The organism is Variovorax sp. Soil_C_19, from assembly GCF_057657255.1.
Genome location: NZ_JBDGIV010000003.1, coordinates 179,289 through 206,081 on the forward strand (window position 1 = coordinate 179,289; position 26,793 = coordinate 206,081).

27 protein-coding genes and 1 tRNA gene are annotated in these 26,793 nt (G+C 67.8%); 12 read left to right on the forward strand and 16 right to left on the reverse strand.

The window, feature by feature from the left end:
• Positions 1–6: 6 nt before the first annotated feature.
• The 4 genes from urtD to urtA all read right to left on the reverse strand — a co-directional run bounded on the left by urtD (position 7) and on the right by urtA (position 5,098).
• The gene (gene urtD / locus AC3A6R_RS08225) at positions 7–885 is read right to left on the reverse strand and encodes an urea ABC transporter ATP-binding protein UrtD (RefSeq protein WP_487859516.1); all 879 of its coding nucleotides are present in this window, start codon (positions 883–885) and stop codon (positions 7–9) included.
• A complete protein-coding gene (urtC, locus tag AC3A6R_RS08230; protein WP_487859515.1) occupies positions 882–2,096 on the reverse strand; it encodes an urea ABC transporter permease subunit UrtC in 1,215 nt (404 codons plus the stop codon). Before urtC ends, urtD begins: the two co-directional genes overlap by 4 nt.
• Positions 2,093–3,640, reverse strand: a complete 1,548-nt coding sequence (urtB, locus tag AC3A6R_RS08235) for an urea ABC transporter permease subunit UrtB (RefSeq protein WP_487864232.1) — start codon at positions 3,638–3,640, stop codon at positions 2,093–2,095. Before urtB ends, urtC begins: the two co-directional genes overlap by 4 nt.
• Positions 3,641–3,829: 189 nt before the next feature.
• Positions 3,830–5,098, reverse strand: coding sequence for an urea ABC transporter substrate-binding protein (urtA, locus tag AC3A6R_RS08240; protein ID WP_487859513.1), 1,269 nt, complete (start codon positions 5,096–5,098; stop codon positions 3,830–3,832).
• A gap of 194 nt (positions 5,099–5,292) precedes the next feature.
• Here urtA and AC3A6R_RS08245 point away from each other — a divergent pair, with 194 nt between their 5' ends.
• Positions 5,293–5,628 carry a hypothetical protein gene (locus tag AC3A6R_RS08245; RefSeq protein ID WP_487859512.1) on the forward strand — a complete coding sequence of 112 codons (336 nt, stop codon included), beginning with the start codon at positions 5,293–5,295 and terminating at the stop codon, positions 5,626–5,628.
• Complete coding sequence (locus AC3A6R_RS08250) at positions 5,621–6,145, forward strand: ribonuclease toxin HepT-like protein (protein WP_487859511.1); 525 nt, start codon at positions 5,621–5,623, stop codon at positions 6,143–6,145. Before AC3A6R_RS08245 ends, AC3A6R_RS08250 begins: the two co-directional genes overlap by 8 nt.
• Here the strand turns inward: AC3A6R_RS08250 and AC3A6R_RS08255 are convergent.
• Together AC3A6R_RS08255 and ppk2 are read right to left on the reverse strand one after the other, a co-directional pair.
• Entirely contained in the window at positions 6,096–7,166 is a 1,071-nt protein-coding gene (locus tag AC3A6R_RS08255; protein ID WP_487864233.1) for an extracellular catalytic domain type 1 short-chain-length polyhydroxyalkanoate depolymerase, read from the reverse strand. The two genes, AC3A6R_RS08250 and AC3A6R_RS08255, sit on opposite strands and share 50 nt — an antisense overlap.
• A gap of 67 nt (positions 7,167–7,233) precedes the next feature.
• Positions 7,234–8,145, reverse strand: a complete 912-nt coding sequence (gene ppk2, locus AC3A6R_RS08260) for a polyphosphate kinase 2 (RefSeq protein WP_487859509.1) — start codon at positions 8,143–8,145, stop codon at positions 7,234–7,236.
• A 150-nt stretch (positions 8,146–8,295) separates the two neighbouring features.
• On the opposite strand from ppk2, the gene AC3A6R_RS08265 reads away from it, so the two are divergent.
• From AC3A6R_RS08265 to AC3A6R_RS08295, 7 genes are all read left to right on the forward strand, one after another.
• Positions 8,296–9,405, forward strand: coding sequence for a transporter (locus AC3A6R_RS08265; protein ID WP_487864234.1), 1,110 nt, complete (start codon positions 8,296–8,298; stop codon positions 9,403–9,405).
• 97 nt (positions 9,406–9,502) lie between these two features.
• A complete protein-coding gene (locus AC3A6R_RS08270) occupies positions 9,503–10,360 on the forward strand; it encodes a 3',5'-nucleoside bisphosphate phosphatase (RefSeq protein WP_487859507.1) in 858 nt (285 codons plus the stop codon).
• 10 nt (positions 10,361–10,370) lie between these two features.
• Positions 10,371–11,348 (forward strand): DMT family transporter, encoded by a 978-nt coding sequence (locus AC3A6R_RS08275; protein WP_487859506.1) that lies wholly within the window; start codon positions 10,371–10,373, stop codon positions 11,346–11,348.
• Between the two features lie 16 nt (positions 11,349–11,364).
• Positions 11,365–12,000 carry an L-threonylcarbamoyladenylate synthase gene (locus AC3A6R_RS08280; RefSeq protein WP_487859505.1) on the forward strand — a complete coding sequence of 212 codons (636 nt, stop codon included), beginning with the start codon at positions 11,365–11,367 and terminating at the stop codon, positions 11,998–12,000.
• A 43-nt stretch (positions 12,001–12,043) separates the two neighbouring features.
• Positions 12,044–12,715: a site-2 protease family protein gene (locus tag AC3A6R_RS08285; protein WP_487859504.1), complete on the forward strand. Its 672-nt coding sequence runs from the start codon at positions 12,044–12,046 to the stop codon at positions 12,713–12,715.
• Positions 12,716–12,733: 18 nt separating this feature from the next.
• Complete coding sequence (locus AC3A6R_RS08290) at positions 12,734–14,071, forward strand: tryptophan--tRNA ligase (RefSeq protein ID WP_487864235.1); 1,338 nt, start codon at positions 12,734–12,736, stop codon at positions 14,069–14,071.
• A 76-nt stretch (positions 14,072–14,147) separates the two neighbouring features.
• The gene (locus AC3A6R_RS08295; RefSeq protein ID WP_487859502.1) at positions 14,148–14,753 is read left to right on the forward strand and encodes a response regulator transcription factor; all 606 of its coding nucleotides are present in this window, start codon (positions 14,148–14,150) and stop codon (positions 14,751–14,753) included.
• Positions 14,754–14,826: 73 nt separating this feature from the next.
• Here AC3A6R_RS08295 and shkS read toward each other — a convergent pair whose 3' ends face one another.
• The 6 genes from shkS to AC3A6R_RS08325 all read right to left on the reverse strand — a co-directional run bounded on the left by shkS (position 14,827) and on the right by AC3A6R_RS08325 (position 20,338).
• Entirely contained in the window at positions 14,827–16,245 is a 1,419-nt protein-coding gene (gene shkS / locus AC3A6R_RS08300) for a surface-behavior sensor histidine kinase ShkS (RefSeq protein ID WP_487859501.1), read from the reverse strand.
• A 214-nt stretch (positions 16,246–16,459) separates the two neighbouring features.
• A tRNA-Ser gene (locus tag AC3A6R_RS08305) sits at positions 16,460–16,549 on the reverse strand.
• Positions 16,550–16,611: 62 nt separating this feature from the next.
• Positions 16,612–17,943, reverse strand: a complete 1,332-nt coding sequence (gene serS / locus AC3A6R_RS08310) for a serine--tRNA ligase (protein WP_487864236.1) — start codon at positions 17,941–17,943, stop codon at positions 16,612–16,614.
• A 9-nt stretch (positions 17,944–17,952) separates the two neighbouring features.
• Positions 17,953–18,921 carry a threonine/serine dehydratase gene (locus tag AC3A6R_RS08315; RefSeq protein ID WP_487864237.1) on the reverse strand — a complete coding sequence of 323 codons (969 nt, stop codon included), beginning with the start codon at positions 18,919–18,921 and terminating at the stop codon, positions 17,953–17,955.
• Between the two features lie 2 nt (positions 18,922–18,923).
• A complete protein-coding gene (gene ispH / locus AC3A6R_RS08320) occupies positions 18,924–19,898 on the reverse strand; it encodes a 4-hydroxy-3-methylbut-2-enyl diphosphate reductase (RefSeq protein ID WP_487859436.1) in 975 nt (324 codons plus the stop codon).
• Positions 19,895–20,338, reverse strand: coding sequence for an FKBP-type peptidyl-prolyl cis-trans isomerase (locus tag AC3A6R_RS08325; protein WP_487859435.1), 444 nt, complete (start codon positions 20,336–20,338; stop codon positions 19,895–19,897). Before AC3A6R_RS08325 ends, ispH begins: the two co-directional genes overlap by 4 nt.
• A 120-nt stretch (positions 20,339–20,458) precedes the next feature.
• On the opposite strand from AC3A6R_RS08325, the gene radC reads away from it, so the two are divergent.
• Positions 20,459–21,136, forward strand: a complete 678-nt coding sequence (radC, locus tag AC3A6R_RS08330) for a RadC family protein (RefSeq protein ID WP_487864238.1) — start codon at positions 20,459–20,461, stop codon at positions 21,134–21,136.
• Complete coding sequence (locus tag AC3A6R_RS08335) at positions 21,136–21,804, forward strand: Smr/MutS family protein (protein WP_487859433.1); 669 nt, start codon at positions 21,136–21,138, stop codon at positions 21,802–21,804. Before radC ends, AC3A6R_RS08335 begins: the two co-directional genes overlap by 1 nt.
• Before the next feature lie 3 nt (positions 21,805–21,807).
• Here the strand turns inward: AC3A6R_RS08335 and AC3A6R_RS08340 are convergent, their stop codons facing one another.
• The 4 genes from AC3A6R_RS08340 to AC3A6R_RS08355 are packed head-to-tail and all read right to left on the reverse strand — an operon-like array spanning position 21,808 to position 25,572.
• Entirely contained in the window at positions 21,808–23,031 is a 1,224-nt protein-coding gene (locus AC3A6R_RS08340) for an NAD(P)/FAD-dependent oxidoreductase (RefSeq protein ID WP_487859432.1), read from the reverse strand.
• 37 nt (positions 23,032–23,068) lie between these two features.
• The gene (locus AC3A6R_RS08345) at positions 23,069–23,488 is read right to left on the reverse strand and encodes a group II truncated hemoglobin (RefSeq protein WP_487859431.1); all 420 of its coding nucleotides are present in this window, start codon (positions 23,486–23,488) and stop codon (positions 23,069–23,071) included.
• Positions 23,489–23,510: 22 nt separating this feature from the next.
• Entirely contained in the window at positions 23,511–24,197 is a 687-nt protein-coding gene (locus tag AC3A6R_RS08350; RefSeq protein WP_487864239.1) for an HAD family hydrolase, read from the reverse strand.
• Between the two features lie 31 nt (positions 24,198–24,228).
• Positions 24,229–25,572: an MFS transporter gene (locus AC3A6R_RS08355; RefSeq protein ID WP_487859429.1), complete on the reverse strand. Its 1,344-nt coding sequence runs from the start codon at positions 25,570–25,572 to the stop codon at positions 24,229–24,231.
• A gap of 178 nt (positions 25,573–25,750) precedes the next feature.
• Here AC3A6R_RS08355 and cyoA point away from each other — a divergent pair, with 178 nt between their 5' ends.
• A complete protein-coding gene (gene cyoA / locus AC3A6R_RS08360) occupies positions 25,751–26,791 on the forward strand; it encodes a ubiquinol oxidase subunit II (RefSeq protein ID WP_487859428.1) in 1,041 nt (346 codons plus the stop codon).
• The last annotated feature ends 2 nt before the right edge of the window (positions 26,792–26,793 follow it).

Genomic DNA, 26,793 nt, shown 5'->3' on the forward strand with positions numbered 1-26,793 from the left:
GTTTCCTCAGCGGCCCAGATAGACCTCGATCACCCGCTCGTCGGCCTGCACCTCGTCGAGCGTGCCCTGCGCCAGCACCGCGCCGTCGCACAGCACGGTCACGATCTCGGAGATGGTGCGGATGAAGCTCATGTCGTGCTCCACCACCATCAGCGAGTGCTTGCCCTTGAGAGTGAGGAACAGCTCCGCGGTGCGCGCGGTTTCCTCGTCGGTCATGCCGGCCACGGGTTCGTCGAGCAGCAGCAGCTTCGGGTCCTGCATCAGCAGCATGCCGATCTCGAGCCACTGCTTCTGGCCGTGGCTCAGGTTGCCCGCGAGGCGCGACACGCTGTCGGCCAGGTGAATGGTCTGCAGCACCTCGGCGAGCCGGTCGCTCTGCGCCGAATCGAGCCTGAACAGCATCGACGCGCGCACGCCCTTGTCGGTCTTGAGCGCGAGTTCGAGGTTCTCGAACACGGTGAGATGCTCGAACACCGTCGGCTTCTGGAACTTGCGGCCGATGCCCAGTTGGGCGATGTCGGCCTCGCGGTGGCGCAGCAGGTCGATCGTGCTGCCGAAGAAGACCGTGCCCTCGTCGGGCCGCGTCTTGCCGGTGATGATGTCCATCATCGTCGTCTTGCCGGCGCCGTTCGGGCCGATGATGCAGCGCAGTTCGCCCGGCGCGATGTCGAGCGACAGCTTGTTGATCGCCTTGAAGCCGTCGAAGCTCACGCTCACGTCTTCGAGGTAGAGGATGCGGCCGTGCGTCACGTCGACCTCGCCGGGTGTGGCGATGCGGCCGAAGTCGGCGGCGCGGCCGCCCGATTCGGTCTGGCCGGTGGCCACGTGCAGGCCGGCTGCGCGCGCCGCGCGCTCGGCGCCGGCTTCCATCAGGTCGGGCGTCATGCGCGCGCTCCTTTCGCATCCACGGGCAGCGGCACCATCGCGTCGGGCTCGACGCCCTGCTCTGCCGCCACAGCGCGTCGTGCTTGCTGCACGGGCGAGTCCGCTGGCGCCTTCTCCCGCGACAGCCACCTCTTCACCAGCCCGACGATGCCGTTCGGCAGGAACAGCGTCACGGCAATGAACAGCGCGCCGAGAAAGTAGAGCCAGTACTCGGGATACGCCACCGTGAGCCAGCTCTTGGCGCCATTGACGATGAAGGCGCCGATGATCGGGCCGATCAGCGTCGCGCGCCCGCCCACCGCGGCCCAGATCGCGATCTCGATGGAGTTGGCGGCGCTCATCTCGCCCGGGTTGATGATGCCGACCTGCGGCACGTACAGCGCGCCGGCCACGCCGCACATGACGGCCGAGATGACCCAGATCGTGAGCTTGTAGGGCAGCGGGTTGTAGCCCGAGAACATCACGCGCGTCTCAGCGTCGCGGATCGCCTGCAGCACGCGGCCGAACTTGCTGGCGATGAGCCATTTGGCGAACAGGAAGAAGCCCAGCAGCGTGAGGCCCGTGAGTGCGAACAAGGTCATGCGCATCTCCTGCGTGGCGATCGGGATGCCCAGGATGCGCTTGAAGTCGGTAAAACCGTTGTTGCCCCCGAAGCCAGTCTCGTTGCGGAAGAACAGCAGCATCGCCGCGAAAGTCATGGCCTGCGTGATGATCGAAAAATACACGCCCTTGATGCGTGAGCGGAACGCGAAGAAGCCGAACACGAACGCGATCAGGCCGGGCACCGCGACGATGAGCAGCAGCGTCATCGGGAAGCTGCCGCTGAAGGTCCAGTGCCAGGGCAGCTCCTTCCAGTCGAGGAACACCATGAAGTCGGGAAGCTCGCTCTTGTAGTTGCCGTCGCGTCCGATCTGGCGCATGAGGTACATGCCCATCATGTAGCCGCCGAGCGCGAAGAACAGGCCATGGCCGAGCGACAGGATGCCGGTGTAGCCCCAGATCAGGTCCATCGCCAGCGCGGCAATCGCGTAGCACATGATCTTGCCCACCAGCGCCACGGCGTAGTCGCTCATGTGCAGCGGGCTTTCGGGCGGCACCCACATGTTGAGCACCGGCGCCACCGCGCACACCACGATCAGCGCGACGAAGAAGGCCGTCCAGCCCTTGCCGCTCAGCAGCGGCCCTTTGGTTGGCAACGTGACCTTGCTCATGCTTCTGCGCTCCGGCCCTTCATCGCGAAGATGCCCTGAGGTCTCTTTTGAATGAAGATGATGATGAAGACAAGCACCGCGATCTTCGCGAGCACCGCGCCGGCCCAGCCTTCGATGAACTTGTTGAGGATGCCCAGGCCCAGCGCCGCATACACGGTGCCCGCGAGCTGGCCGACGCCGCCCATCACGACCACCATGAAGCTGTCGACGATGTAGCTCTGGCCGAGGTCGGGGCCGACGTTGCCGATCTGGCTCAGCGCGCAGCCCGCGAGGCCCGCGATGCCCGAGCCGAGCGCGAAGGCATAGGTGTCGATACGCGCCGTGTTCACGCCCATGCACGAGGCGATCGGCCGATTCTGCGTGACGCCGCGCACGAACAGGCCCAGGCGCGTGCGGCCGATCAGCCAGCCCATGGCCAGCAGCACCAGCACCGCGAAGACGATGATGCCGATGCGGTTCCATGGCAGCGTCACGTTGCTCAGCATGGTGAAGCCGCCGCTCATCCAGACGGGGTTCTCGACGCCGACGTTCTGCGCGCCGAAGATCGAGCGCACGAGCTGCTGCAGCATCAGGCTGATGCCCCAGGTGGCCAGCAGCGTCTCGAGCGGGCGGCCGTAGAGGAAGCGGATCACGCCGCGCTCGAGCACGGCGCCGACCAGCGCCGACGCCAGGAACGACACGGGAATGGCTGCGACCAGGTACCAACCAAACGCGGCCTCGGGCAGGTAGCGCTGGAAGATGCCCTGCATCACGTAGGTGGCGTAGGCGCCGATCATCATCAGCTCGCCGTGCGCCATGTTGATGACGCCCATCAGGCCGTAGGTGATGGCCAGGCCCAGCGCCGCGAGCAGCAGCACCGAGCCCAGGCTGATGCCGCTGAACACCGCGTTGATGCGGTCGCCCCAGACGAGCGCACCGTCGATCCGTGCGATCGATGCGGTGATCGCCGCCTTCACATCGGGATCGGTTTCATCGGCCAGGCGCTGGTTCAGCAACAGCTTGGTATCGGGGCTGCTGTGGGCGCCCAGGTCCTTGGCCGCGGCAAGGCGGCGGGCCTTGTCGGCGCTGCCGAGCATGCTGGCGGCGCGCACGAGTTCGAGCTGTGCCTTGATCGCCGGGTTGACCTCCGCCGCGAGCGCCTTCTCGATCATCGGAACGCGCGATTCCTCGGGCTCCTTGAAGAGCGCCGCTGCGGCTTCGGCGCGCACCGCGTCGTCCTGGCTCGTGAGCCGGAGCGCGGCCTGCGCGGCATCGAGTGCCCCGCGCATCAGGTTGTTGTTGACCACGTCCTCGGCCGTGTCCGGCACCGGCAGTTCGGCGCCGGTCACGGGGTCGTGGCCCTTGTCGTCCTTCATCACGAAGACCTTGTCTTCGGTGTACTTGACCGCGTCTTCCGACATGGCCTGGAGGAAGGCAACCGTCTTGTCGTCGGCCGTGAGCACGGCCTGGTTGAGCGCGGCGATGCGGGATTCGGAATCGCCCGAGGCGATGGCGCGGGCTTCGTCGGCGGTCAGCGCGTGGACGGCCGACGCTGCGAGGAGCATGGCGGCGAAGGCGCAGTGAAGGGATCGTCGAAGCATCATGGATTCGTGTTGCCCCCTCTCCCCTTGGGGAGAGGGTTGGGGTGAGGGCCAGCGGCCGTGCAGCGAGCGCGGCGACCAGTGGACCGCCGTTGCCCTCACCCCAACCCTCTCCCAGAGGGAGAGGGAGCAAGGCGAGGGACTTGCGACGAGTTACATCGACTTGCCGGCGGGCTGATCGGGCTTCTTGTCGTTGCCTTCGATGTACGGGCTCCACGGCTTGGCCTTCACCGGGCCCGGCGTCTTCCACACCACGCTGAACTGGCCGTCGGCCTTGATCTCGCCGATGAACACGCTCTTGTGCAGGTGATGGTTCTTCTCGTCCATCTTCGAGACGATGCCCGACGGCGCCGTGAAGGTCTGGCCGGCCATCGCGGCGATCACCTTGTCGGTGTCGGTCGACTTGGCCTTCTCGACCGCCTGCTTCCACATGTGGATGCCGATCCAGGTGGCTTCCATCGGGTCGTTGGTGAGCGGCTTGTCCTTGTGGCCCGCGATGTTCTTGGCCTTGGCGTAGTCGCCCCACTGCTTGATGAAGGCGGTGTTGGTCGGGTTCTTGATCGACATGAAGTAGTTCCATGCGGCCAGGTGGCCGACCAGCGGCTTGGTGTCCACGCCGCGCAGTTCCTCTTCACCGACCGAGAAGGCGACGACCGGCACGTCCTTGGCCTTGAGCCCCGCGTTGCCCAGTTCCTTGTAGAACGGCACGTTGGAGTCGCCGTTGATGGTCGACACCACCGCCGTCTTGCCACCGGCCGAGAACTTCTTGATGTCGGCGACGATGGTCTGGTAGTCGCTGTGGCCGAAGGGGGTGTACTTCTCGTCGATGTCGGAGTCCTTCACGCCCTTGCTCTTGAGGTAGGCGCGCAGGATCTTGTTGGTGGTGCGCGGGTACACGTAGTCGGTGCCCAGCAGCACCCAGCGCTTGGCACCGCCGCCTTCCTTGCTCATGAGGTAGTCAACGGCCGGGATCGCCTGCTGGTTGGGCGCGGCGCCGGTGTAGAACACGTTCTTCGAGAGCTCTTCGCCCTCGTACTGCACGGGGTAGAACAGGAGGCCGTTCATTTCCTCGACCACCGGCAGCACCGACTTGCGCGAGACCGAGGTCCAGCAGCCGAAGATCACCGAAACCTTGTCCTGGCCGAGCAGCTGCTTGGTCTTTTCGGCGAACAGGGGCCAGTTGGAGGCCGGGTCGACCACCACGGGCTCGAGCTGCTTGCCGAGCACGCCGCCCTTCTTGTTGATGTCGTCGATGGCCATCAGCACCGTGTCCTTCAGCACGGTTTCCGAAATGGCCATGGTGCCCGACAGCGAGTGCAGCACGCCGACCTTGATGGTGTCGGCGGCAAAGGCCGGCGCAGCGGCAATGCTGGCCAGGGCGACGGCGGCGGTGAGCGCCTTGAGGGTGAAACGACGTTGCATGTGGACTCCTGCTCCGGGGTGGTGTGGACCTGTTGCCGGCGCATGGCCGGCATGGGAGCGAGTCTGCGGAATGGGCCGCGCGGGTGAAATACGCCGGGTGGCGTACACGCGGGGCTGCTGGACCACCTGACATCGCAGGCTCAGCCATCCCGGCGTTTTTGGGATTGAGGGGTTTGGCTCTACGATCAACACCTATGTCCGGCCTGTACAGACCACTGAAGGACCTTCGAAAGGAACGCAGCGACGCGCTCCGGGCCCGCCTTCGGCCGCAAGTCGAGGGTGCGCTTCGCGTATTGCGATCGCAAGGCCTGGTCGTCACGCCGATTGGTTCGTTCGCAAAACCCGACGCCTACTTCGACCCGAACTCCGATATCGATCTGCTCGTGGAAGATTCCGCCGGCCGCAGCGATCTCGAAATTTGGCGCACGGCAAGAGATTGGATCAAGGAGGTCGAGGTCGACGTGGTGATGGCAGACGCAGTGGATGCCGAGATGCTTGAATTCATGAAGGTTGGAGTCACGAATGAGTGAGCAAGCGATTGCGGCGATCGTCAAAAGAGCATTGGGGCGCCTCGTGGCGGAACTCAATGCGATGGAAGAGGACCACCGAGTATTCGAGAAGACCCGCTTGGAAGCGTCTGCCTTCTATTCGGAGCGTGGCCACGCACTGGCAATGGCCTCGCACCTTCAGGGCATGTACTCGCAGGCAGAGAATCTGCTGAAACAAGTGACGGAGCAGCTTGGCGACGAGCTTCGCAAGACAGAGGCTTGGCACAAGCAACTGCTCGAGATTGCCGCCGTGGAGGTTCCGGGCGTACGGAGCGCCATCCTGAGCGAGGAAGCCTATTCCGGTCTCGAATCGATGCTGAGGATGCGCCATGTCATCAGATCGAACTACGCAGGAGACCTCAAGCCAGCCCGCATCCTGGAATTCTTACCCGAAGCAAGGACAGCGATCCAGCACACGATCAACGATCTCGACCTCTTCGCGACCTCACTCATCCAAGGCCCTGGCGACGCACCGGGCGCGTCTCCGCCCCGGCCTTGAACTGCGCACAGGCAAACGCCCACGCCATGCGCGTCGCATCGGGCCCCTCGGGATCGCTGAACGGCTGCTTCGATGCACCGCCGCTCCACGAGTGCCCGAGCCCCGCGATCTCGCACAGCCTGACGAGCGTGCGGCCCTTGCGCGTGAAATCGGTCAGGCGCATCGTGCGGCGCTTGCCGCGCTGCACCACGCGCGCGAGCCCGGGTTTGGCGCCGAGGGCCGTGGCCCAGACGGACGCGCTGTCGACCGCATTGCTGGGCGCCACCACCGTGTCGGCGTCGCCATGCAGCACGAGCATCGGCGGCAGGGTCGCGAACACCGCCGCGGCGCCCAGCGCCTTGCCGACGGCAGTGGCCGGCATCGGCGGCACGTTCTTGCCGCGCATGGCGCCGAGCGCCGTGGCCGACGAGGTGGCGGCGCCGGGCGCCACGCCCGAGTGCATGACGACAGCGCGGAACCGCAGCGGATAGCGCGTGGCCAGCAGCGCGGCCATGCTGGCGCCGGCCGAGAGCCCGACCAGGGCGACGCGCGCACGGTCGACGGGATAGAGCATGCAGGCCTGGTCGACCGCGGCCATCAGCGTGGCGGCTTCGGCGTCGGCCTTGCCGGAGCGGCGCTCGTACCAGTTCCAGCAGCCTTGCGGATGCGCCAGCCGGTCTTGCTCGGGATAGAGCACGAGGAAGCGGTGCCGCAGCGCCAGTGCGTTCATCCGCGTGCTGGCCGCGAAGTCGCGCCCGCTCTGCCCGCAGCCGTGCAGCATCACCATTAGCGGCAGCTTCTCGCCGGGCTGCAGGTTCAGCCCGGCGGGCCGGAAAAGGTGATAGGCGCGGGCGCCGCCGGGCCCAAGCGCCATGCCGCCGATCCAGTCGCCCTTGCCAGGCGGTGGCTTGCGCCGCTCAGCCGCCGCGCGCTGGATCGGGCCCGCCACGCGCCGGCCGCTGCCGAGCGCGAGCTTCGTGAGTGCCTTGAGATTGCGCTCGTAGGCGCGGGCAAAGAGGGAGGGGGCGGTGCGGCGGGCCATGACGCAGTGTGAGGGCAAAGCGCCGGTCGCCCAACCGGAGGCCGGGCCGCCCCGAGGCGGTGAGGCCTCAGTAGATCTCGGGCACGATCATGCTGGCCGGCACCGGCTGCCGAAGGTAGTCGGCGTGGCGTTCGCGTGCGGGCAGTTCCACCGGCGGATGCGGCACTTCCTGGTAGGGCAGCTGGCCCAGCAGGTGGCTGATGCAGTTGAGCCGCGCCTTCTTCTTGTCGACCGCCTGCACCACCCACCACGGCGCCTCGGGAATGTGGGTGCGCTCGAGCATGATCTCCTTCGCCTTGGTGTATTCCTCCCAGCGGCGGCGGCTCTCGAGGTCCATGGGGCTCAGCTTCCACTGCTTGAGCGGATCGTGGATACGGCCGAGAAAGCGCATGTGCTGCTCGTCGTCCGTGATGGAGAACCAGTATTTGATGAGCTTGATGCCCGAGCGCACGAGCATCTTCTCGAACTCGGGCACGGTGCGGAAGAATTCCTCGTACTCGTCGTCGGTGCAGAAGCCCATCACGCGCTCGACGCCGGCGCGGTTGTACCAGCTGCGGTCGAACAGCACCATTTCGCCGGCCGCCGGCAGGTGGGCGGCATAGCGCTGGAAGTACCACTGGGTGCGTTCGCGGTCGTTGGGTGCCGGCAGCGCGGCCACGCGCGCCACACGCGGATTCAGGCGCTGGGTGATGCGCTTGATGACACCGCCCTTGCCTGCGGCATCGCGGCCCTCGAACAGGATCACCACCTTCTGCCGGCTGTGCTGCACCCAGTCCTGCAGCTTGACGAGCTCGCCCTGCAGCCGGAACAGTTCCTTGAAGTAGGCCTGGCGCGCAGCCTTGTCGGTGGCACCGGCGACGGCGCCGTGCTCGTCGATGTGGCGGTCCTCTATCTCCAGCTCGAGCTCTTCGTCGTAGCTGTCGATCAGCTCGCGGGCGATGCGTTGCATCAGGTCTTCGTGGTCTGGAAGTGCGCTCATGGCATCGTGGAAGGAGTGGAGGAAATGACAGGCAGGCCCCGAAGGCATGCCGCATGCTGCCCGCCGCGCATGACGTTTGCGTGACGGCCGACACGATGTTGTCATATTCGGCGAAGACGATCCAGGGACGCCCATCAACGCACAAGCACCTTGCCGGCACTCCACGACCTGGCCGCCCATTCGTACGGCGGCGACGAAGCCGGGCTGATCTGCGGCTATCTGTTCGACGCCGGAGCGCCGGAATCAGCACGGCCGATCGATTCGGCGCAGGCAGCCCTCTGGCTCGAGCAGGTTTCGCAGGGCGGCCCGAGCGCAGCGCCGGGCCGCCCCAAGCAAGCGAGCACCCCCTCGGGGGGCAGCGAGGACACGAAGTGCCGAGCGTGGGGGCACAATTTTGTTTGGCTGCACTTCAACTTGAGCCACGCCCAGGCCGAGCGCTGGCTGCTGCGCCATGCGGGGCTTTCCGACGCCTTCTACGAAGCGCTGCACGAGGGCCTGCCCTCCACCCGCATCGAACGCGCCGACGATTCGCTGATCGCGGTCATCAACGACGTGCACTTCGAGTTCAGCTTCGAGCCCTCGGACATTTCCACGCTCTGGATCAGCGTGGGCCCGCGCCTCGTGGTCACGGCGCGCGCCAAGCCGCTGCGCTCGGTCGACGCGCTGCGCACCGCGGTCAAGGCCGGCGACGCGCCGCGCTCGAGCACCGAACTGCTCGAGCACCTGCTGCGCGCCCAGGCCGACGTGCTGGTGAAGATCGTGCGCGGCGTGACCACGCGCATCGACCGCATCGAAGACGAGCTGCTCGCGGGCCGGCTCGACCACAAGCGCGCGCGGCTCGGCGTGCTGCGCCGGCTGCTGGTGCGGCTGCAGCGGCTGCTCGCGCCCGAGCCGGCGGCGCTGTTCCGGCTGCTGCAGGGACCGCCGGCCTGGATGGCCGAAGCCGATGCCCAGGCGCTGCGCGCCTCGACCGAGGAGTTCTCGGTGGTGCTGCGCGACATGCAGACGCTGCAGGAGCGCATCAAGCTGCTGCAGGAAGAGATCGCCGCCAACGTGAACGAGGACAACAACCGCAGCCTCTTCGTGCTGACCGTGGTGACGGTGCTCGCGCTGCCGATCAACATCCTTGCCGGCCTGTTCGGCATGAACGTCGGCGGCATTCCACTGGCCGAGCACCGGCACGGGTTCTGGATCGTGGTGGCGATCGTTGCGAGCTTCACCGCGGCGGCCGCCTGGGCGGCCTTCCGCAAGAAGCGCTGAGCCCCGCCTCGCGCGGCAGTAATGCTATTTATTTAATAGCAATCAGGACAGCATCCATGCGCCCGCGTCGGTATTCCTTAGCCTCTAGAATGCCGGTGTGTCCTCCATTCTCAACGCCGATCTGCACTGCCATTCCGTGGTTTCGGACGGCACGCTGACGCCCGAAGAGCTGGCCGCGCGCGCCGCTGCCAACGGCGTCGAGTTGTGGGCGCTCACCGACCACGACGAGGTCGGCGGCCAGCACCGCGCGGCTGCGGCGGCACGCGCCAACGGCATGCGCTACCTCACGGGCACCGAGATCTCGGTGACCTTCGCCAACGAGACGGTGCACATCGTGGGCCTGGGTTTCGACCCCGACGACGCCGCGATGACGCAGGGCCTTTACGACACGCGCGGCGGCCGCGGCAAGCGCGCGATGGAGATGGCCGAGGGCCTGGCGCGCGTGGGCATCCATGGCGCCTACGAAGGCGCGCTCAAGTTCGTCGGCAATCCCGAGCTGATCTCGCGCACGCACTTCGCGCGCTTCCTGGTCGAGCAGGGCCACTGCCGCGACACGCCCGAGGTGTTCCGCAAGTTCCTGACCGAAGGCAAGCCCGGCTACGTGCCGCACCGCTGGGCCTCGCTGAAGGATGCGGTGCACTGGATCACCGCGGCCAAGGGCCTGGCCGTGATTGCGCACCCGGGGCGCTACAAGTTCACGGCGAACGAGGAATACGCGCTGTTCCTCGAGTTCAAGGCGCACGGCGGGCGGGCGATCGAGGTCGTCACCGGCAGCCATACGACGGCCGAATACGTCGAGTACGCCGACAAGGCGCTCGAGTTCGATTTCGCCGCCTCGCGCGGCAGCGATTTCCACAGCCCCGACGAAAGCCACTGCGACCTCGGCAAGCTGCCACCGTTGCCCGGTGCGCTCACGCCGGTGTGGGAACTGCTCGGCGACCGCATCCAGCAGTGAGCGCCGCGCAGTGAGCCAGAGCCCCGGGCCCGGCACCGACGGCGCGGCGAACGCGGCGCTGGACGACGCCCGTGCCGCCGCGCGCGAGACGCGCGACCTCGAGTCGGAGCGCATCCTCGCGGGCATCGGCATGGTCATCGTGGCGGTGGCCTGCTTCGCCACGCTCGACACCGCCACCAAGACCTCGACCGCGGCCGTGCCGATCCTCATGGGCGTGTGGTTCCGCTATGCCTTCCAGGCCGTCGCCACCACGGCGGTGCTGCTGCCGCTGCACGGCACGGCGCTGCTGCGCACGCGGCATCCGCGCTACCAGCTGCTGCGCGGCGCGCTGCTGCTGGTGTCGAGCACGCTGGCCTTCCTGAGCCTGCGCTACATGCCGCTGGCCGAGTTCACCTCGATCGTACTGATCGCGCCGCTCGTGATCACGCTGCTGGCGGCGACCACGCTCAAGGAGCGCGTCTCGGTGCTGCGCTGGACGCTGGTGGCCGGCGGCTTCATCGGCACGCTGGTCATCCTGCGCCCGGGCGGCGGCGCTTTCAGCTGGGCCGTGCTGCTGCCGATCGGGCTGGTACTGACCAACGCCTGGTTCCAGGTGCTCACGAGCAAGCTGGCGCAGACCGAGAACCCGCTCACGATGCATTTCTATACCGGCTGGGTCGGCGCGCTGATCGCCTCGCTGGCGCTGCCCTTCGTCTGGACCGCCCTGCCGTCGTGGCACTGGTGGGCGCTGCTGTGCCTCATGGGCTTCATGGGCACCGTGGGGCATTTCATCCTCATCCTCGCGTACCAGCGCGCGCCCGCCTCCACGCTCACGCCCTACCTCTATGCGCAGATCGCCTTCGCTATGCTGGGCGGCTGGCTCGTCTTCTCGCACGTGCCCGACCGCTTCTCGCTGATCGGCATGGCGATGATCGCCATCTGCGGCGCAGCGGGCGCCTGGCTTACCGTGCGCGAACGCCGCGTGCCCATCGAACCGGCGGAATCCTGATCAGGAGGTTTACCCCATGGCCCAATATTTCGAAGTCCACCCCGACAACCCGCAACAGCGCCTGCTCAAGCAGGCCGCCACACTGCTCCAGCGCGGCGAGATCGTGGCCGTGCCCACCGATTCGAGCTATGCGCTGGCCTGCCACCTCGACGACAAGGACGCGGTCGATGCGCTGCGCCGCATCCGCCAGGTCGACGAGAAGCACCATCTCACGCTGATCTGCCGCGACCTGAGCGAGCTGGCCAACTACGCGCGCGTGGACAACAAGCAGTACCGGCTGCTGAAGGCGGCCACACCGGGGCCCTACACCTTCCTGCTCGAAGCCACCAAGGAAGTGCCGCGGCGCGTGAGCCATCCGCAGCGCAAGACCATCGGGCTGCGCGTGCCCGACCACAAAGTGCTTGGCGAGCTGCTCGCGCTGCACGGCGCACCGCTGCTGGCGACCACGCTGATCCCGGCCGGCGAGACCGAGGCGATGAACGATGCCCAGGCCATCCGCGAGCGCTTCGAGAAGCAGATCGCCGCCGTCATCGACGCGGGCGCCTGCCCTTCGCAGCCGACCACCGTGGTCGATCTCACGCCCATGGGCGCGGGCGACGAGCCGGTCGTCGTGCGGCAGGGCCGCGGCGCGCTGGCGGTGCTTGGCCTCTGACGAGCGGCACCGAAGCCCGCACGCCGTCTGACACAATCGCCCAGTGGATATCTCCAACCTGATTCAGACCGTTCTCATCTACGCACTGCCCGTGGTCTTCGCGATCACGGTGCACGAGGCGGCACACGGCTATGTAGCGCGCCATTTCGGCGACAACACCGCCGAAGTGATGGGCCGAGTGACACTCAATCCGATCAAGCACATCGATCCCATCGGGACCATCCTGATGCCGTTGATGCTCTATTTCGCGACCTCGGGCGCCTTCCTGTTCGGCTATGCCAAGCCGGTGCCCGTGAACTTCGGGCGGCTGCGCCATCCGAAGCGCGACATGATCTGGGTCGCGCTCGCCGGCCCCGCATCGAACTTCGTGCAGGCCATCCTCTGGGCACTGCTCTTGGTGGTGATGCTGGCCGCGGGCGTCAATGAAACCTTTTTCATCAAGATGGCGCAGGGCGGCGTGCTGGTCAACCTCGTGATGTGGGCCTTCAATCTGTTCCCGCTGCCTCCGCTCGACGGCGGCCGCGTGCTCGCGGGCCTGCTGCCCAACGGGCCGGCACAGAACTTTCTCGCGCGCATCGAGCCCTTCGGCTTCTTCATCGTGATGGGCCTGGTGCTCGCGGGCATCGTCAGCACCTTCTGGCTGCTTCCGCTGATGGATGTCGGCTACGCCGTGCTGAACCTGCTGATTTCGCCGCTCACGGCTTTGCTGCGCTAGTTACGTTCTTTTTTCTCCATGGCCACGTCTTCCTCCGCTCGTCCCCTGCGCGTGCTCACCGGCATCACGCCCTCGGGCACGCCGCATCTCGGCAACTACGTCGGCTCGATCCGCCATTCGGTGCGCCAGAGCGTGGCGCCGGGCGTGGAGAGCTTCTTCTTCCTGGCCGACTACCACGCGCTCATCAAGGTGCAGGAGCCCGCGCTGATCCAGCGCTCCACGCTCGAGATCGCCGCGAGCTGGCTGGCCTGCGGGCTCGACCCCGAGCGCGTCACCTTCTATCGCCAGTCCGACATCGTCGAGATCACCGAGCTGACCTGGTTTCTCACCTGCGTGACCGGCAAGGGCGTGCTCAACCGCGCCCATGCCTACAAGGCGCAGCTCGACAAGAACGTCGCGAAGGGCGAAGACCCCGATGCCGACGTCACGGCCGGCCTCTTCATGTACCCGGTGCTCATGGGCGCCGACATCCTGATGTTCAGCGCCCACAAGGTGCCCGTGGGGCGCGACCAGGTGCAGCACATCGAGATGGCGCGCGATATGGCGCAGCGCTTCAACCACCAGTACGGCGAGCACTTCACGCTGCCCGAGGCCGAGATCGACGATGCAGTCGCCACCCTGCCCGGCCTCGACGGCCGCAAGATGAGCAAGAGCTACGGCAACACCATCCCGATGTTCGCGCCGCGCGCCCAGCTGCAAAAGCAGATCGCGAGCATCGTGACCGACTCGCGCGCACCCGGCGAGCCCAAGGACACCGAAGGCTCGGCGCTGTTCCAGATCTACCAGGCGTTTGCAAGCGCCGACGAGACCGAGGCTCTGCGCCAGGCCTACGCCGAGGGCATCGCCTGGGGCGATGCCAAGCAGATGCTGTTCGAGCGCATCGACCGCGAAGTGGCGCCGCTGCGCGCGCGCTACGAGGCGCTGATGAACGACCCGGCCGAGATCGAGCGCGTGCTGCTCGCCGGCGCCGAGAAGGCGCGCCAGCGTTCGCGGCCGTTCATGGCCGAGCTGCGCCATGCCGTCGGGCTGCGCAATCTCGCGGCGGGCCGCGACAAGGGCGGTGCCCGCAAGGCGGCCAAGGTCGCGAAGCCGAGCTTCAAGCAATACCGCGAGCGCGACGGCCTGTTCTATTTCAAGCTGCTCGACGCGCAGGGCGTCGCCCTGCTCCAGAGCCGCGGCTTCGCGTCGCCGCAAGACGCCGGCCGCGCCATTGCCACCCTGCAGCAGCAGCGCGCAGAGGCCCTGACCGCGCTCGCCGGGCAGCTCGAGCCGGCCGACGCCGACGCGTTGCGCGCAGCGACCGAGGCACTGGACACACTGGCAGAGGCCGCGGCCGCTGGCAGCAGTGGAAGTTGAAAGAGATCACTCCATCGGTTCACCCGCCGAGGAGCGACCGCTAGAGAAGACGACGGGCGATCATTAAGGAAGAAACATGAGCATTTATGTCATCGACGACCACCCCCTGATGCGCGACGCGATCGTGATGGTGTTGCGACGCCTGCGGCCCGCCGAGAACATCGTCGAGCTAGACCGGCTCGACAAGCTCGCGGGCTCGGTCCAGCAGCGCGGTGCGCCGACCCTCTTCTGCCTCGACCTGAAGCTGCCCGACACCAACGGCGTCTCGGGCGTGGTCGCGGTCAAGCAGGTCTATCCGAACGTGCCGATCGCCGTGTATTCGGCGGCCCCGGCCGCGGACATGGAGGACGCCTGCATCGAAGCCGGCGCCGACACCTACATCGAGAAGTCGGCCAGCTCGGCCGAGCTGGCGGCCGCCCTGCGCGGCCTGCTGATGGCCGGCTCCGAAGAGGCCGACGAGCCCGCGCTCGCCAACAACAGCAAACTTTCCAAGCGCCAGACGCAACTGATCGCGATGCTCGACAAGGGCATGAGCAACCGCGACATCGCCACCGATCTCGAGATCAGCGAGCACACGGTCAAGGTGCACCTCTGGCGCCTGTTCCGGCGCCTGGGCGTCAAGAGCCGCACGCAGGCGCTGCACTACGCGCGCACCAACGGCCTGCTGTCCTCCTCCAACTGAAAGGGCCAGGCAGGCCTAAAAAGAACCGCGCACACACGGCGCGGTTTTTTTCTGCCTTGTCGCGCTTCTTCTCTCAGCCGCCGCCCGAGGCGCTGACGCGCGCCTGGGCCACGGCCTCGTCGGCATCGTGGAGCGCGACGCGAAACACGCTGCCGCTGCCGAGCCGGGAGCGCACGCTGACCGGATGGCCCAGCACATGCGAGAGCCGGGCGACGATCGCCAGGCCGAGGCCGAAGCCGTCCGACGTGCCGGCGTGGTCGGCCACCTTGTAGAACTCCAGGAACACGTCGCGCAGGTGCTCGGGCGCAATCCCGATGCCGGTGTCCCACACCTCCACGCGCAGGCCGTCGCGCGTCTGCCGCGAGGCCAGCAGCACGCCGCCGTGGGTGGTGTACTTGATCGCGTTCGCGAGCAGGTTGCCGATCATCCGGCGCACGCGGATCGGATCGGTCAGGAAGCTGCCTTCGGTCACGTGCACGCGGAAGTCGAGCCCGCGGCTCTCGGCCACCGGGCGGTATTGCAGTTCGAGGTCGTGCAGCAGCTCGGCCACGTCCACCCGCTCGATGTGCAGCCGCACCTGGCCCGAGTCGATGCGCGCCAGGTCGAACATCGAGTCGAACAGCGCATTGACCGCGTGCGTCGCACGAACGATCTTCGGCGCGAGTTCGAGCACCAGCTCGGGCTCGTTGCGCAGCCAGTCGGCATACAGCGACAGGGCCAGCACCGGTTGGCGCATGTCGTGCGCGGCGCTCGCGAGAAAGCGGTTCTTCATCGCCACCGCCGACACCGCGGCCTGCCGCTGCTGCGTGAGCGACTTGATCAGGATGTGGTTGTGGAACAGCAGCTCGAGGCTGTTGCGTGCGGTCTCGTGGATGTGGCGGCCGGCGCGCAGCAGCAGAAACCAGTGCAGCATCGGCAGGATCGGCATCAGGTAGCCGTACTGGAAATGCGGATTCTCCAGCGTGATGCCGACCAGCCGGACCAGCACCGCGCCGAGCATGGTGATGAACAGCGTGTTCACATAGCGCTTGAGCAGCGGCGGATGCAGCGCGAGGCCGTTGAGCGGAAAGGTGCCGACGCCCGCCACGATGAGCCAGCTCATGAACTGGTTGACCTGCGGGATGCGCTCGAAGAACAGCAGGATCGACAGGCCCCAGACGACCGCACTTGCGCTCCAGACGAAGCCATAGCGCTCGGTGAACTGGAGCTGCGCCGCAGCGCTGCGGCCCGCGTAGCGCACGGCATAGACCCTCGCGCCCCAGGCACGACAGGCCGTGGCCACGATGCCCGCGGCAAGCCAGGTCAGCAGTTCCCAGCGCGGTACGTAGAGCCAGCTCAGACCGACCATCGCCGGCATCAGCGCTGCCGACACCAGGTAGGAGCCGCGCGCCGAGCGCATCAAACTGCGGATCAACTCGCCGCGCACCCACGACTCGGCTTCGTCCGCCGACCCCGGGACCGGTGTCAGGCTCGTGATCGACGCATTGGCCATGTGGCGCTGAGCCTCCTCGTTGTTGGAAATCTGGGGTCGCCCACGGCCGCCGCTGAGGCGCAGGGAGGAGGCGATCTTAACGGCGGCCGGAAGGCCGCTCGAGAGGTGTCGGCGCGATAGTTCGCCCGCACCGGCGCACCAGGTCGAGCAACGTGAACTTTCGGCTGAAGCGAGATGCTGCGGCCAAAAAAATAGCCCCTTGCGGGGCCATTTCTGGAGGAGAGGGAGGGATTCGAACCCTCGGTACTATCGCTAGTACGCCTGATTTCGAGTCAGGTACATTCGACCACTCTGCCACCTCTCCGGTGTTTTGTCGAGCCAGCGATTCTAGCAGAGAAATCGCGGGCTTTTTCAAGCCCTGGCCGTTCAGGCCCGCAGCACCTCGCCCCCGCCCAGGTACGGCCGCAGCGCCGCGGGCACGCGGACCGAGCCGTCCTCGTTCTGGTGGTTCTCGAGCACCGCCACCAGCGTCCGGCCGACCGCGAGGCCCGAGCCGTTGAGCGTGTGGACGAGTTCGTTCTTGCCCTGTGCGTTCTTGAAGCGGGCCTGCAGCCGCCGCGCCTGGAAGGCCTCGCAGTTCGAGATCGAGCTGATCTCGCGGTAGGTGTCCTGCGCGGGCAGCCAGACCTCGAGGTCATAGGTCTTGGTGGCGCCGAAGCCCATGTCGCCGGTGCACAGCAGCACCACGCGGTACGGCAGCTCGAGCGCCTGCAGCACGGCCTCGGCATGGCCCGTCATCTGCTCGAGCGCCTCGTAGCTCTTCTCGGGATGGACGATCTGCACCATCTCGACCTTGTCGAACTGGTGCTGGCGGATCATGCCGCGGGTGTCGCGCCCCGCGCTGCCGGCCTCGGAGCGGAAGCACGGCGTATGGGCGGTGAGCCTGATCGGCAGTTGCGACTCGGCCACGACCTCGTCGCGCACGAAGTTGGTCAGCGGCACTTCGCTGGTGGGAATGAGATAGAGCGCCGAATGGTCGGGCGCGGGCTCGCCCTCCTGGCCGCCCTTCTTGGCGGCGAACAGGTCGCCCTCGAACTTGGGCAGCTGGCCGGTGCCGCTGAGCGTGGCGGCGTTGACGATGTAGGGCACGTAGCACTCGGTGTAGCCGTGCTTCTCGGTTTGCGTGTCGAGCATGAACTGCGCGAGCGCGCGGTGCAGCCGGGCGATCGGGCCCTTCATGACCGTGAAGCGCGAGCCGGCGAGCTTGGCGCCGGTTTCGAAGTCGAGCCCGAGCGGCGCGCCCAGGTCGACGTGGTCCTTGGGCGCGAACGGCAGCGGCGTGGCCGATGCACCGGCGCCGCCTTGCGGGCTCCAGCGGCGCTGCTCGACGTTGCCGCTCTCGTCCTCGCCCACCGGCACGCTGGCATGCGGCAGGTTCGGCACCGCCAGCAACAGCGCCTGCAGTTCGGGCTGGATCTCGTCGAGCCGCTTCGACTGCGATTCCTGCTCGGCCTTGAGCGCGTTGACCTCGGTCATCAGCGCATCGACCGATTCGCCCTTGGCCTTCAGCGGGCCGATCTGCTTGTTCAGCGCGTTGCGCCGGGCCTGGATTTCCTCGGTGCGGGTCTGCAGGGTCTTGCGCTCGGCCTCGAGCGCGGTGAAAGCCGCCACGTCGAGGTAGGGCTGGTTCTTCTTGCGTTTTTCGAGACCGGCGACGGCGGAGGCCAGGTCTTTGCGGAGCAGGGTGATGTCGAGCATCGGGCGATTTTAGGTGGCGAGCGACGCGGGATCGACGTTCGCGCCGCAGACGATCAGGCAGACCTTCTCGCCTTCGCGCGGCAGGTACGCGCCGGTCTGCAGCGCCGCGAGCGGCAGTGCGGCGGCGGGTTCCACCGCGAGCTTCATTTCCTTCCAGAGCCACTGCTGTGCGGCACGGATGGCATCGTCGGAAACGAGCAGCGCGTCCTGTACGAATTGCTGGGTGATGTCCCAGGAAATGGCGCCGATGCGGCGCGCGCCGAGCGAATCGGCGGCAATGCCGCCCACGTCGACATCGACCGGCTCGCCAGCTTGCCGCGCGCGGTACAGCGTAGGCGCCTTTTCGGGCTCGAGTGCCACCACGCGGGCGCGCTTCTCGAACCAGCCGGCGAGGCCGCCGATCAGGCCGCCGCCGCCCACGCTCACGAGCACGGCATCGGGCAGGCCGCCCTGGGCCTCGATCTCGTGGCCGAGGGTGCCGGCGCCGGCCACGACCTCGGGCTGGTCGTAGGCGTGGGTCAGCAGCGCTCCGGTCTCCTGCTGCCGCGCGAGGCAGGCCGCCAGCGCGTCGGGATAGAGTTCGCCGACCACGACCACTTCGGCGCCGAGCGCCCTCAGGCGGGCACGCTTGGCTTCGGGCGAGACGCCCGGCAGGAACACCTGGCAGCGCACGCCGAGCGCTTTGGCTGCCGCGGCGGTGGCGATGCCGGCATTGCCGCCCGAGGCCACGACCACGCCGCTGTCGGGAATGTCGTTGGCCAGCAGCCGGTTCATCATGCCGCGCGCCTTGAAGCTGCCGCTCACCTGCAGGTGCTCGAGCTTGAGCCAGACCTCGGCACCGGGGGCTTCAATGCCCAGCGCCGAGGCCGGCAGCTTCCACAGCGGGGTTTCGCGCAGGAAGCCGGCGGGGCCGGCGCGCAGCCGGCTGACGGCGGCTTCGGTTTCGAGGCGCCAGTTGGTTGTCGTTGTTGCTTGCATGTTCAGGAGATGTGCCCCGGCGGCGGGATGTCGTCGAGCTTGAGTCCCTTGGGGAGCGGGAACTTGATGGTTTCCTCGATGCCGTCCATCTTGCGCACCGACACCGCGCCGAACGCGCGCACGCGATCGATCACGTCGCGCACCAGCACCTCGGGTGCCGAGGCGCCGGCCGTGAGGCCGATGCGCGTCTTGCCCTCGAACCATTCTGGCTTCAGCTCGTCGGCCGAGTCGACCATGTAGCTCTCAGTGCCGAGCCGCTGGGCGAGTTCGCGCAGGCGGTTGCTGTTCGAGCTCGTGGGGCTGCCGACCACGATCACGAGCTCGACCTGCGGGCTCATGATCTTGACCGCGTCCTGGCGGTTCTGCGTGGCGTAGCAGATGTCCTGCTGCTTGGGCTCGCGCACGTTCGGAAAGCGCGCGCGCACGGCCGCCGCGATCTCGGCCGCGTCGTCCACGCTGAGCGTGGTCTGCGTCACCACCGCGAGCTTTTCGGCCTGGCCGGGCGACACGCGCGCCACGTCGGCCACGTCCTCGACCAGGTGGATGCCGCTCGAGAGCTGGCCCATCGTGCCCTCGACCTCGGGATGCCCCTTGTGGCCGATCATGATGAACTCGTAACCCTCCTTCGCGAGCTTGGCCACTTCGACGTGCACCTTGGTCACGAGGGGGCACGTGGCATCGAAGATCTCGAAGCCGCGGTCGCGCGCCTCCTGCTGCACCGCCTTGCTCACGCCGTGGGCGCTGAACACCAGCGTGGCGCCCGGCGGCACTTCGGCCAGGTCTTCGATGAAGATCGCGCCCTTGGCCTTGAGCTCGTTGACGACGTAGGTGTTGTGCACGATCTCGTGGCGCACGTAGATCGGCGCGCCGAACTTGGCGATCGCGCGCTCGACAATCTCGATCGCGCGGTCGACGCCGGCGCAGAAGCCGCGCGGCTCGGCGAGGAGGACTTCCGAGATGGCTGGCACTGCGCTCATAGCACCCCGATCAGCTTCACTTCGAAGGTCACGGGCTGGCCGGCCAGCGGATGGTTGAAATCGAAGCGCACCGCAGTGTCGTTCGATTCGACCACCGCGCCCGCGTAGCTGCCGACGCCGTCGGGCGTGGGGAACTGCACCACGTCGCCGACCGCGTACTGCTCATCGGGGTCGCCCATCTGCGCGAGCAGCTTTCTCGCCACCCACTGCTGCATCTCGGGGTTGCGCTCGCCGAAGGCCTCGCCGGCCGGCAGCTCGAAGGTGGCGTGCGTGCCCTCCTCGAGGCCGATCAGCCGCTGCTCGACGGCCGGCGAGAGCTCGCCGGTGCCGAGCGAGAGCGTGGCGGGCTTGTCGGCGAAGGTGTTGATGATGTCGCCTGCCGGACCCGAGAGGCGGTAGTGCAGGGTCAGGAAAGAGGCGGAAGTCACGACATGGGACATGGGTGCGGCGGAGGTGGGCAAAGACAAGGTGGGTGTCCCGATAAACTGGACCGCATTTTAAGGAGCCGGGGCTTCCACCCGCTCTTCGAAGGTTTCCCAAGGTTTCACCCGATTTTCCCGATGGCATTCAAGGACCTCCCCGCCCACGCCCGCCCGCGCGAGAAGCTCATCGCGCGCGGTGCTGCGGCGCTGGCCGATGCCGAGCTGCTGGCGCTGCTGCTGCGCACCGGGGTGGCCGGCAAGAACGTGCTCCAGCTCGCCCAGGAACTGCTCGAACGCTTCGGCGGGCTTTCGGGCCTGCTCCAGACCGGGGCCGCAGACCTCAAGGTCGTGAAGGGCATGGGCGGCGACAGCAAGCGCGCCGAGCTGATCGCGGTGCTCGAACTCGCGCGCCGCGCCATGGCCGAGCGCCTCAAGGAGCGCACCGTGTTCGATTCACCCGACAGCGTGAAGCAGTACCTGCAGATGCACATCGGATCGCGGCCCTACGAGGTGTTCGCCGTGCTGTTCCTCGACGCGCAGCACCGGCTGATCGTGCTCGAGGAGCTGTTCCGCGGCACGCTGACCCAGACCAGCGTCTATCCGCGCGAAGTGGTGGTGCGCGCGCTGCACCACCAGGCGGCCGCCGTGGTGCTGTCGCACAACCACCCGAGCGGCAGCATCGAGCCATCGCGGGCCGACGAGGCGCTCACCCAGACGCTGCGCGCCGCACTCGCGCTGGTCGACGTGCGCGTGCTCGACCATGTGATCGTCAGCACCGGCCAGGGCTTCTCGATGGCCGAGGCGGGGGTGCTCTGATGGCGTCGCGCAAGCCGCCGGGCCAGGCGCCGATCAAGGACCTCTCCGACCTGAAGCAGGTTCAGCGCGCGCTGGCGGAAACCCGCGAGCGCGAGGCCGCCGAGGCGGCTGCGCAGGCCGCGGCGGAGCGCCGGCGCGCGGCCGAGAAAGACCTGTTCACGCGCGCCATCGGCGCGACCGAGCCTCTCAAGCGCAAGGCCGCGGTGCCGCTCATGCCCGAGCCGCCCGCGCCGATCCCCGTGCAGCACCAGCTCGACGAGCAGCGCGTGCTGCGCGAATCGCTGTCCGACGAGTTCGACGTGACGACCCTGCTCGACGTCGACGACGCGATGAGCTTTCGCCGCCCCGGCATCGGCACCGACGTGACGGCGCGGCTGCGCAAGGGCGACTGGAGCATCCAGGCGCAGATCGACCTGCACGGCCTGCGCAGCGACGAAGCGCGCGAGGCGCTCGGCGGCTTCATCCGCAGTTCGTACAAGAAGGGGCTGCGCTGCGTGCGCGTGGTGCACGGCAAGGGGCTCGGCTCGCCGGGCCGGCAGCCGGTGCTCAAGACCAAGACGCAGCGCTGGCTGATCCAGAAGAACGAGGTGCTGGCCTTCGTGCAGGCCAAGCCGGCCGAAGGCGGTGCCGGCGCGCTGGTGGTGCTGCTGGCCCCCGCGCGCCGCTGAGCCTCAGGCCAGGTGGTTCTTGAGCGGCACGGCCGCATCGGCCACCGCGTCGGGCGCCGGGCTGCGGCCGGCCTCAAGCAGCTTGCGGCTCATCATGTGGTCGACCGGGGCGTTGACCGATTCGACGCACACCAGCTGGCCGTCGACGTAATGGAACAGCGAGAACGCCTCGGGCTTGGGCCCCGCGCGGCGCACGCTCGCGAGCCCCGGCGTGCCTTCGGCGGGCATCAGGCCGGCCATCTGCAGGCGCAGCGCGCCCTGGTCGGACCAGAACCACGCCACCGCGTCGTGCGGGCGCGGCGCGCCGGTGAGCGTGGTCACCGCCGTACGCGCCTGGTCGTTGGCGTTCTGCACCGATTCGAGCCGCAGCGCGCGGCCCGCGCGGCGGTCGGGAAAGCGCGTGCAGTCGCCCACCGCGAGCACGCCGGGCGCGCTGGTCTGCATGTGGCCGTCGACCACGATGCCGTCGGCGCATTCGATGCCGGCCGCCTGCGCCAGTGCGGTCTCGGGCACCGCGCCGATGCCGAGCAGCAGCAGGTCCACCGGCTGCCGTTCGCCGTTGACCTGGACCGACAGCAGCCGGTCGCCTTCGACCTCGAACGCCCCGGTGCGCGCGCCGAGCACGATCTCGATGCCGGCCGCGCGGTGCGTCGCGAGCACGTGGGCCGAGAGCTCGGGAGACACCGCGCGGCCGAGCAGCCGCGGCGCGCTTTCGATCACCCGCACCTGCTTGCCGAGCGCGCGGGCCGTCGCGGCCACCTCGAGCCCGATGAAGCCGCCGCCGAGGACGGTGACCCGCTCGGCATCGGCCAGGCACGCGCGCAGGCGATGCGCCTCGTCGGCCGCGCGCAGGCTGACCACGTTCTCGAGGCCCGGCTGCAGGTCGGGCATCTGGCGCGCGCGCGTGCCGGTCGCCAGCACCAGGTGTTCCCAGGGCAGCACCGCGCCCGAGCGCAGCCCCACGGTGCGCGCCTCGCGGTCGATGGCCACGGCCGCGTCGCCCAGGTGCAGCGTGATGCCGGCGTCGCGGTACCAGTCGAGCGCCTTGTGCGGCTGGGTGGTTTCCTCGTGGCTCTTGAGAAAGGCCTTGGACAGCGGCGGGCGGTGGTAGGGCTCGCAAGCCTCTTCGCAGACCAGGTGCACGCGTGCGCCCTGCCCCGCTTCGGCGAGTCCGGCGCAGAGCTGGGCCGCGGCATGGCCGCCGCCGATGATGACGATGGAATTCATTGGACGAAGGTCTTTCTTCGGAAGTGGTTGTCTCGTTTCAGCCGCCGCGGTTGCGCATCCAGTCGGCGGTCTGGAAGAAGGAGTCGCGCAGCCTGGCGCGCAGGCCCTCGGGCACGCCGGTCTCGCCCATCGCCTGGTCCATGCAGGCGAGCCACTGGTCGCGCTCCTTGATGCCGATGGTGTGGCCGCCGATGCTTTGCGGCAGGTGCCGCGCGCGCAGCATCGGATGGCCGAAGCGGTCGGTGTAGTGCTGCGGCCCGCCGAGCCATCCGCAGAGGAACCAGAACAGGCGCTGGCGGGCGTTGTCGAGGTGGGTGCCATGCACCGCGCGCAATTCGACGTATGCGGGTTCGAGCTCCATGAGGTCGTAGAAGCGGTCGACCAGCGCCTGCACCTTGGGTTCGCCGCCGATCCACTCGAACGGGGTGTCGAAGGGGGGCTTTTCGTGAATCTGCATGGCGGGGAGTATCCCTCCTCGCCTATTCCGGCATCCGGGCCATGGGATGCGGAAACCAACGCGGCAGGTGCGCCATCGCGCCATGCAGCGAGTCGAGCACATGCAGGGCCTGGTCGAGAATGGCCGCCGGCGGATGTTTGAGGTCGGGCACGATCACGACGCGCAGGCCCGCGGCCAAGGCGGCCCGAGCGCCGTACTCGCTGTCCTCGAAGGCCACGCATTGCGCCGGTTCGACGCCCAGGCGTGCGGCCGCGAGCAGGTAGAGCGCGGGGTCGGGCTTGGCGCGCGCCACCTCGTCCCCGCCGGCGAAAGCGTCGAAATGGTCGAGCACGCCGAGACTGCCGAGGCAGGCCTGGATCTGCGCGCTGGTCGACGACGACGCCACGGCGCAGCGCGTGCCCTGCTCGCGCAGCGCGCCCAGGAATTCGGCCGCGCCGGGCTTGATGGGAAAAAGCGGAACGCCGTCCGCGCGCTCCAGCTGCAGGCACTTGCGGACATGGTCGATGGCGTGCAGGTAGGCCTCGTCGCCGCCGAGCAGCGTGCGCAGGATCAGCTGCGACTCTGCCGTGGCCAGTCCCACGCACTGGAGGTAGTGACTCTGCGAAAGCTCGATGTCGAGCGTGCGGGCGGCCTCGATCCAGGCGGCCATGATGGGCCGCTCCGAATCGATCAGCAGCCCATCCATGTCGAAGATGGCGGCGGCGAACATGGCCGCATCTTAGGGCCCTGCCGGCCCGCCGTCAGTCGCGCGCCAGCGCCCGGTCGAGCCCCAGCGCGGCCAGCGTGCCGACCGCGCCCGACAGCAGGTAGACGCTGACGTAGGCGAGCCCGAAGTTGGCCGACAGGCCCAGCGCCACGAGCGGCGCGAAGGCCGCACCGATGAGCCATGCGAGGTCGGCCGTGAGCGCTGCGCCGGTGTAGCGGTACCTCGGCGCGAAGTTCGAGTTCACGGCGCCGGCCGCCTGGCCGTACGACAGGCCCAGCAGCACGAAGCCCAGCAGGATGAAGATGTCCTGCCCGATCCGGCCGCCGTCGAGCAGGGTGGGCGCGAAGCCGCTGAACACCGCGATCAGCGCGGCCAGTCCGCCGAGCGTGAAGCGCCGGCCCACACGGTCGGCGATCAGGCCCGATGCCACGATGCCAGCGGCGCCGAGCACCGCGCCGATCATCTGCACCACGAGGAATTCGGTGATCGACTGGTCGGAATACAGCGTGATCCACGACAGCGGGAATACCGTGATCAGGTGGAACAGCGCGTAGCTCGCGAGCGCCGCGAAGGCGCCGATCAGCAGGTTGGTACCCTGCGACGAGCGCAGCAGTTCCATCACCCCAGTGGGCTCGAGCTCGCGCTCCTCGAGCTGGCGCGAATACTCGTCGGCGGCCACGAGCCGCAGCCGCGCAAACAGCGCCACGACGTTGATCGCGAAGGCCACGTAGAAGGTGTAGCGCCAGCCCCAGTCGAGGAAGTCCTTGTGCGAGAGGTTGCCGTACAGAAAAGCGAACAGTGCGCTGGCCACGAAGAAGCCGAGCGGCGCGCCGAGCTGGCCCAGCATCGCGTACCAGCCGCGGCGGTTCTTCGGTGCATTGAGCGCGAGCAGCGACGGCAGCCCGTCCCAGGAACCGCCGAGCGCGAGGCCCTGGGCAAAGCGGAAGATCGAGAGCAGCACGATCGCGGTGAAGCCGATGCTCGCGTAACCCGGCAGGAAGGCGATGCCGGCGGTGGAGGTGCCGAGCATGAACAGCGCGATGGTCAGCTTGGCCTCGCGCCCGAAGCGCCGCTGGATCGCCATCGAGATGATGGTGCCGAACGGCCGTGCGATGAACGCGAAAGAAAAGACCACGAAGGCGTAGAGAGTTCCCTCGAGGCGCGCCTCGAACGGGAAGAACACCGCCGGGAACACCAGCACGGAGGCGATGCCGTAAACGAAGAAGTCGAAGTACTCCGACGCCCGGCCGATGACCACGCCCACGGCGATCTCGCCAGGCGCGATATGTGAATGCCCATCACCCTGCGGGGCATCGTTTACAGACGTGTTCGGCGCGGGCTGCGCCCCGTGCGGACGGATGCTGGACGTCGTCGTCATTGCGTTCTTTATTCGGGTGTGTCACGGACAGTGACAGGGATAGACCATGGAACCAAGGCGCCAAGCGTCTCACCGAACGGACATTCCCGCCATAGGACAAAACGTCCAATGGCCGGCCGCCGCCTTTGGTCGTAGATTGTGGGTTCCTTGCGCAGCCCACGCACTACCTTCTTTCGGCATGCCTACCTCCAAATCCCTTCGCCGATGGCTCCTGTTGCTCCCGCTGGCCCTGCTCGCAGGCTGCAACACGGTGCTGCTGAACCCGTCCGGCGACATCGCCAACCAGCAGGGCCGACTCATCGTCGTGTCCACCGTGCTGATGCTGATCATCATCGTCCCGGTGATCGCGCTGACGCTCTACTTTGCCTGGCGCTATCGCCAGTCGAGCAAGGAGGCCGAGGCCGAGTACGCGCCCGACTGGGACCACTCGACGCAGCTCGAGCTCGCGATCTGGGCCGCGCCGCTTTTGATCATCATCGCGCTCGGCGCGATCACCTGGATCAGCACCCACACGCTCGACCCCTACCGCCCGCTCGACCGCATTGAGGCCGGGCGCCCGGTGCCCGCCGACGTCAAGCCGCTCGAGGTGCAGGTGGTGGCGCTCGACTGGAAGTGGCTCTTCATCTATCCCGAGCAGGGCATCGCCACGGTCAACGAGATGGCGGCTCCGGTCGACCGGCCGATCAGCTTCAAGCTCACCGCCTCCACCGTGATGAATTCGTTCTTCATCCCGGCGCTGGCGGGCCAGATCTACGCCATGCCGGGCATGGAGACCAAGCTGCATGCGGTCATCAACAAGCCCGGCGAGTTCGAGGGCTTCTCTGCCAACTACAGCGGCGCGGGCTTCTCGGGCATGCGTTTCAAGTTCCACGGACTCAGTGATGAGGGCTTCGACCAGTGGGTGCAGAAGGTCAAGGCCGGCAAGGACGGCGAGCTCGACCGCGAGAAATACCAGCAGACGCTCGAGCGCCCGACCGAGCGCGAGCCGGTGCGCCATTACGGCAGCGTCGCGCCCGACCTGTATGGCGCCATCCTCAACCTGTGCGTCGACCGCAACAAGATGTGCATGCACGAAATGATGGCGATCGATGCGAGCGGCGGCCTCGGCAAGCCCGGCGCATTCAACGTCGCCACCAAGGCGGCCTGGCAGGCCGATGACCTCCTCACCGCGGCGCCCCGGCGCAAGTACGTCACCGCGATGTGCACCACCGAAGAATGACG

Bases quoted from the DNA above. Each gene is read 5' to 3' on its own strand.
- urtD (WP_487859516.1), bottom strand. From the start codon at position 885: ATGACGCCCGACCTGATGGAAGCCGGCGCCGAGCGCGCGGCGCGCGCA.
- urtC (WP_487859515.1), bottom strand. From the start codon at position 2,096: ATGAGCAAGGTCACGTTGCCAACCAAAGGGCCGCTGCTGAGCGGCAAG.
- urtB (WP_487864232.1), bottom strand. From the start codon at position 3,640: ATGCTCCTCGCAGCGTCGGCCGTCCACGCGCTGACCGCCGACGAAGCC.
- urtA (WP_487859513.1), bottom strand. From the start codon at position 5,098: ATGCAACGTCGTTTCACCCTCAAGGCGCTCACCGCCGCCGTCGCCCTG.
- AC3A6R_RS08245 (WP_487859512.1), top strand. From the start codon at position 5,293: ATGTCCGGCCTGTACAGACCACTGAAGGACCTTCGAAAGGAACGCAGC.
- AC3A6R_RS08250 (WP_487859511.1), top strand. From the start codon at position 5,621: ATGAGTGAGCAAGCGATTGCGGCGATCGTCAAAAGAGCATTGGGGCGC.
- AC3A6R_RS08255 (WP_487864233.1), bottom strand. From the start codon at position 7,166: ATGGCCCGCCGCACCGCCCCCTCCCTCTTTGCCCGCGCCTACGAGCGC.
- ppk2 (WP_487859509.1), bottom strand. From the start codon at position 8,145: ATGAGCGCACTTCCAGACCACGAAGACCTGATGCAACGCATCGCCCGC.
- AC3A6R_RS08280 (WP_487859505.1), top strand. From the start codon at position 11,365: ATGGCCCAATATTTCGAAGTCCACCCCGACAACCCGCAACAGCGCCTG.
- AC3A6R_RS08290 (WP_487864235.1), top strand. From the start codon at position 12,734: ATGGCCACGTCTTCCTCCGCTCGTCCCCTGCGCGTGCTCACCGGCATC.
- AC3A6R_RS08295 (WP_487859502.1), top strand. From the start codon at position 14,148: ATGAGCATTTATGTCATCGACGACCACCCCCTGATGCGCGACGCGATC.
- shkS (WP_487859501.1), bottom strand. From the start codon at position 16,245: ATGGCCAATGCGTCGATCACGAGCCTGACACCGGTCCCGGGGTCGGCG.
- serS (WP_487864236.1), bottom strand. From the start codon at position 17,943: ATGCTCGACATCACCCTGCTCCGCAAAGACCTGGCCTCCGCCGTCGCC.
- AC3A6R_RS08315 (WP_487864237.1), bottom strand. From the start codon at position 18,921: ATGCAAGCAACAACGACAACCAACTGGCGCCTCGAAACCGAAGCCGCC.
- ispH (WP_487859436.1), bottom strand. From the start codon at position 19,898: ATGAGCGCAGTGCCAGCCATCTCGGAAGTCCTCCTCGCCGAGCCGCGC.
- AC3A6R_RS08325 (WP_487859435.1), bottom strand. From the start codon at position 20,338: ATGTCCCATGTCGTGACTTCCGCCTCTTTCCTGACCCTGCACTACCGC.
- radC (WP_487864238.1), top strand. From the start codon at position 20,459: ATGGCATTCAAGGACCTCCCCGCCCACGCCCGCCCGCGCGAGAAGCTC.
- AC3A6R_RS08335 (WP_487859433.1), top strand. From the start codon at position 21,136: ATGGCGTCGCGCAAGCCGCCGGGCCAGGCGCCGATCAAGGACCTCTCC.
- AC3A6R_RS08340 (WP_487859432.1), bottom strand. From the start codon at position 23,031: ATGAATTCCATCGTCATCATCGGCGGCGGCCATGCCGCGGCCCAGCTC.
- AC3A6R_RS08345 (WP_487859431.1), bottom strand. From the start codon at position 23,488: ATGCAGATTCACGAAAAGCCCCCCTTCGACACCCCGTTCGAGTGGATC.
- AC3A6R_RS08350 (WP_487864239.1), bottom strand. From the start codon at position 24,197: ATGTTCGCCGCCGCCATCTTCGACATGGATGGGCTGCTGATCGATTCG.
- AC3A6R_RS08355 (WP_487859429.1), bottom strand. From the start codon at position 25,572: ATGACGACGACGTCCAGCATCCGTCCGCACGGGGCGCAGCCCGCGCCG.
- cyoA (WP_487859428.1), top strand. From the start codon at position 25,751: ATGCCTACCTCCAAATCCCTTCGCCGATGGCTCCTGTTGCTCCCGCTG.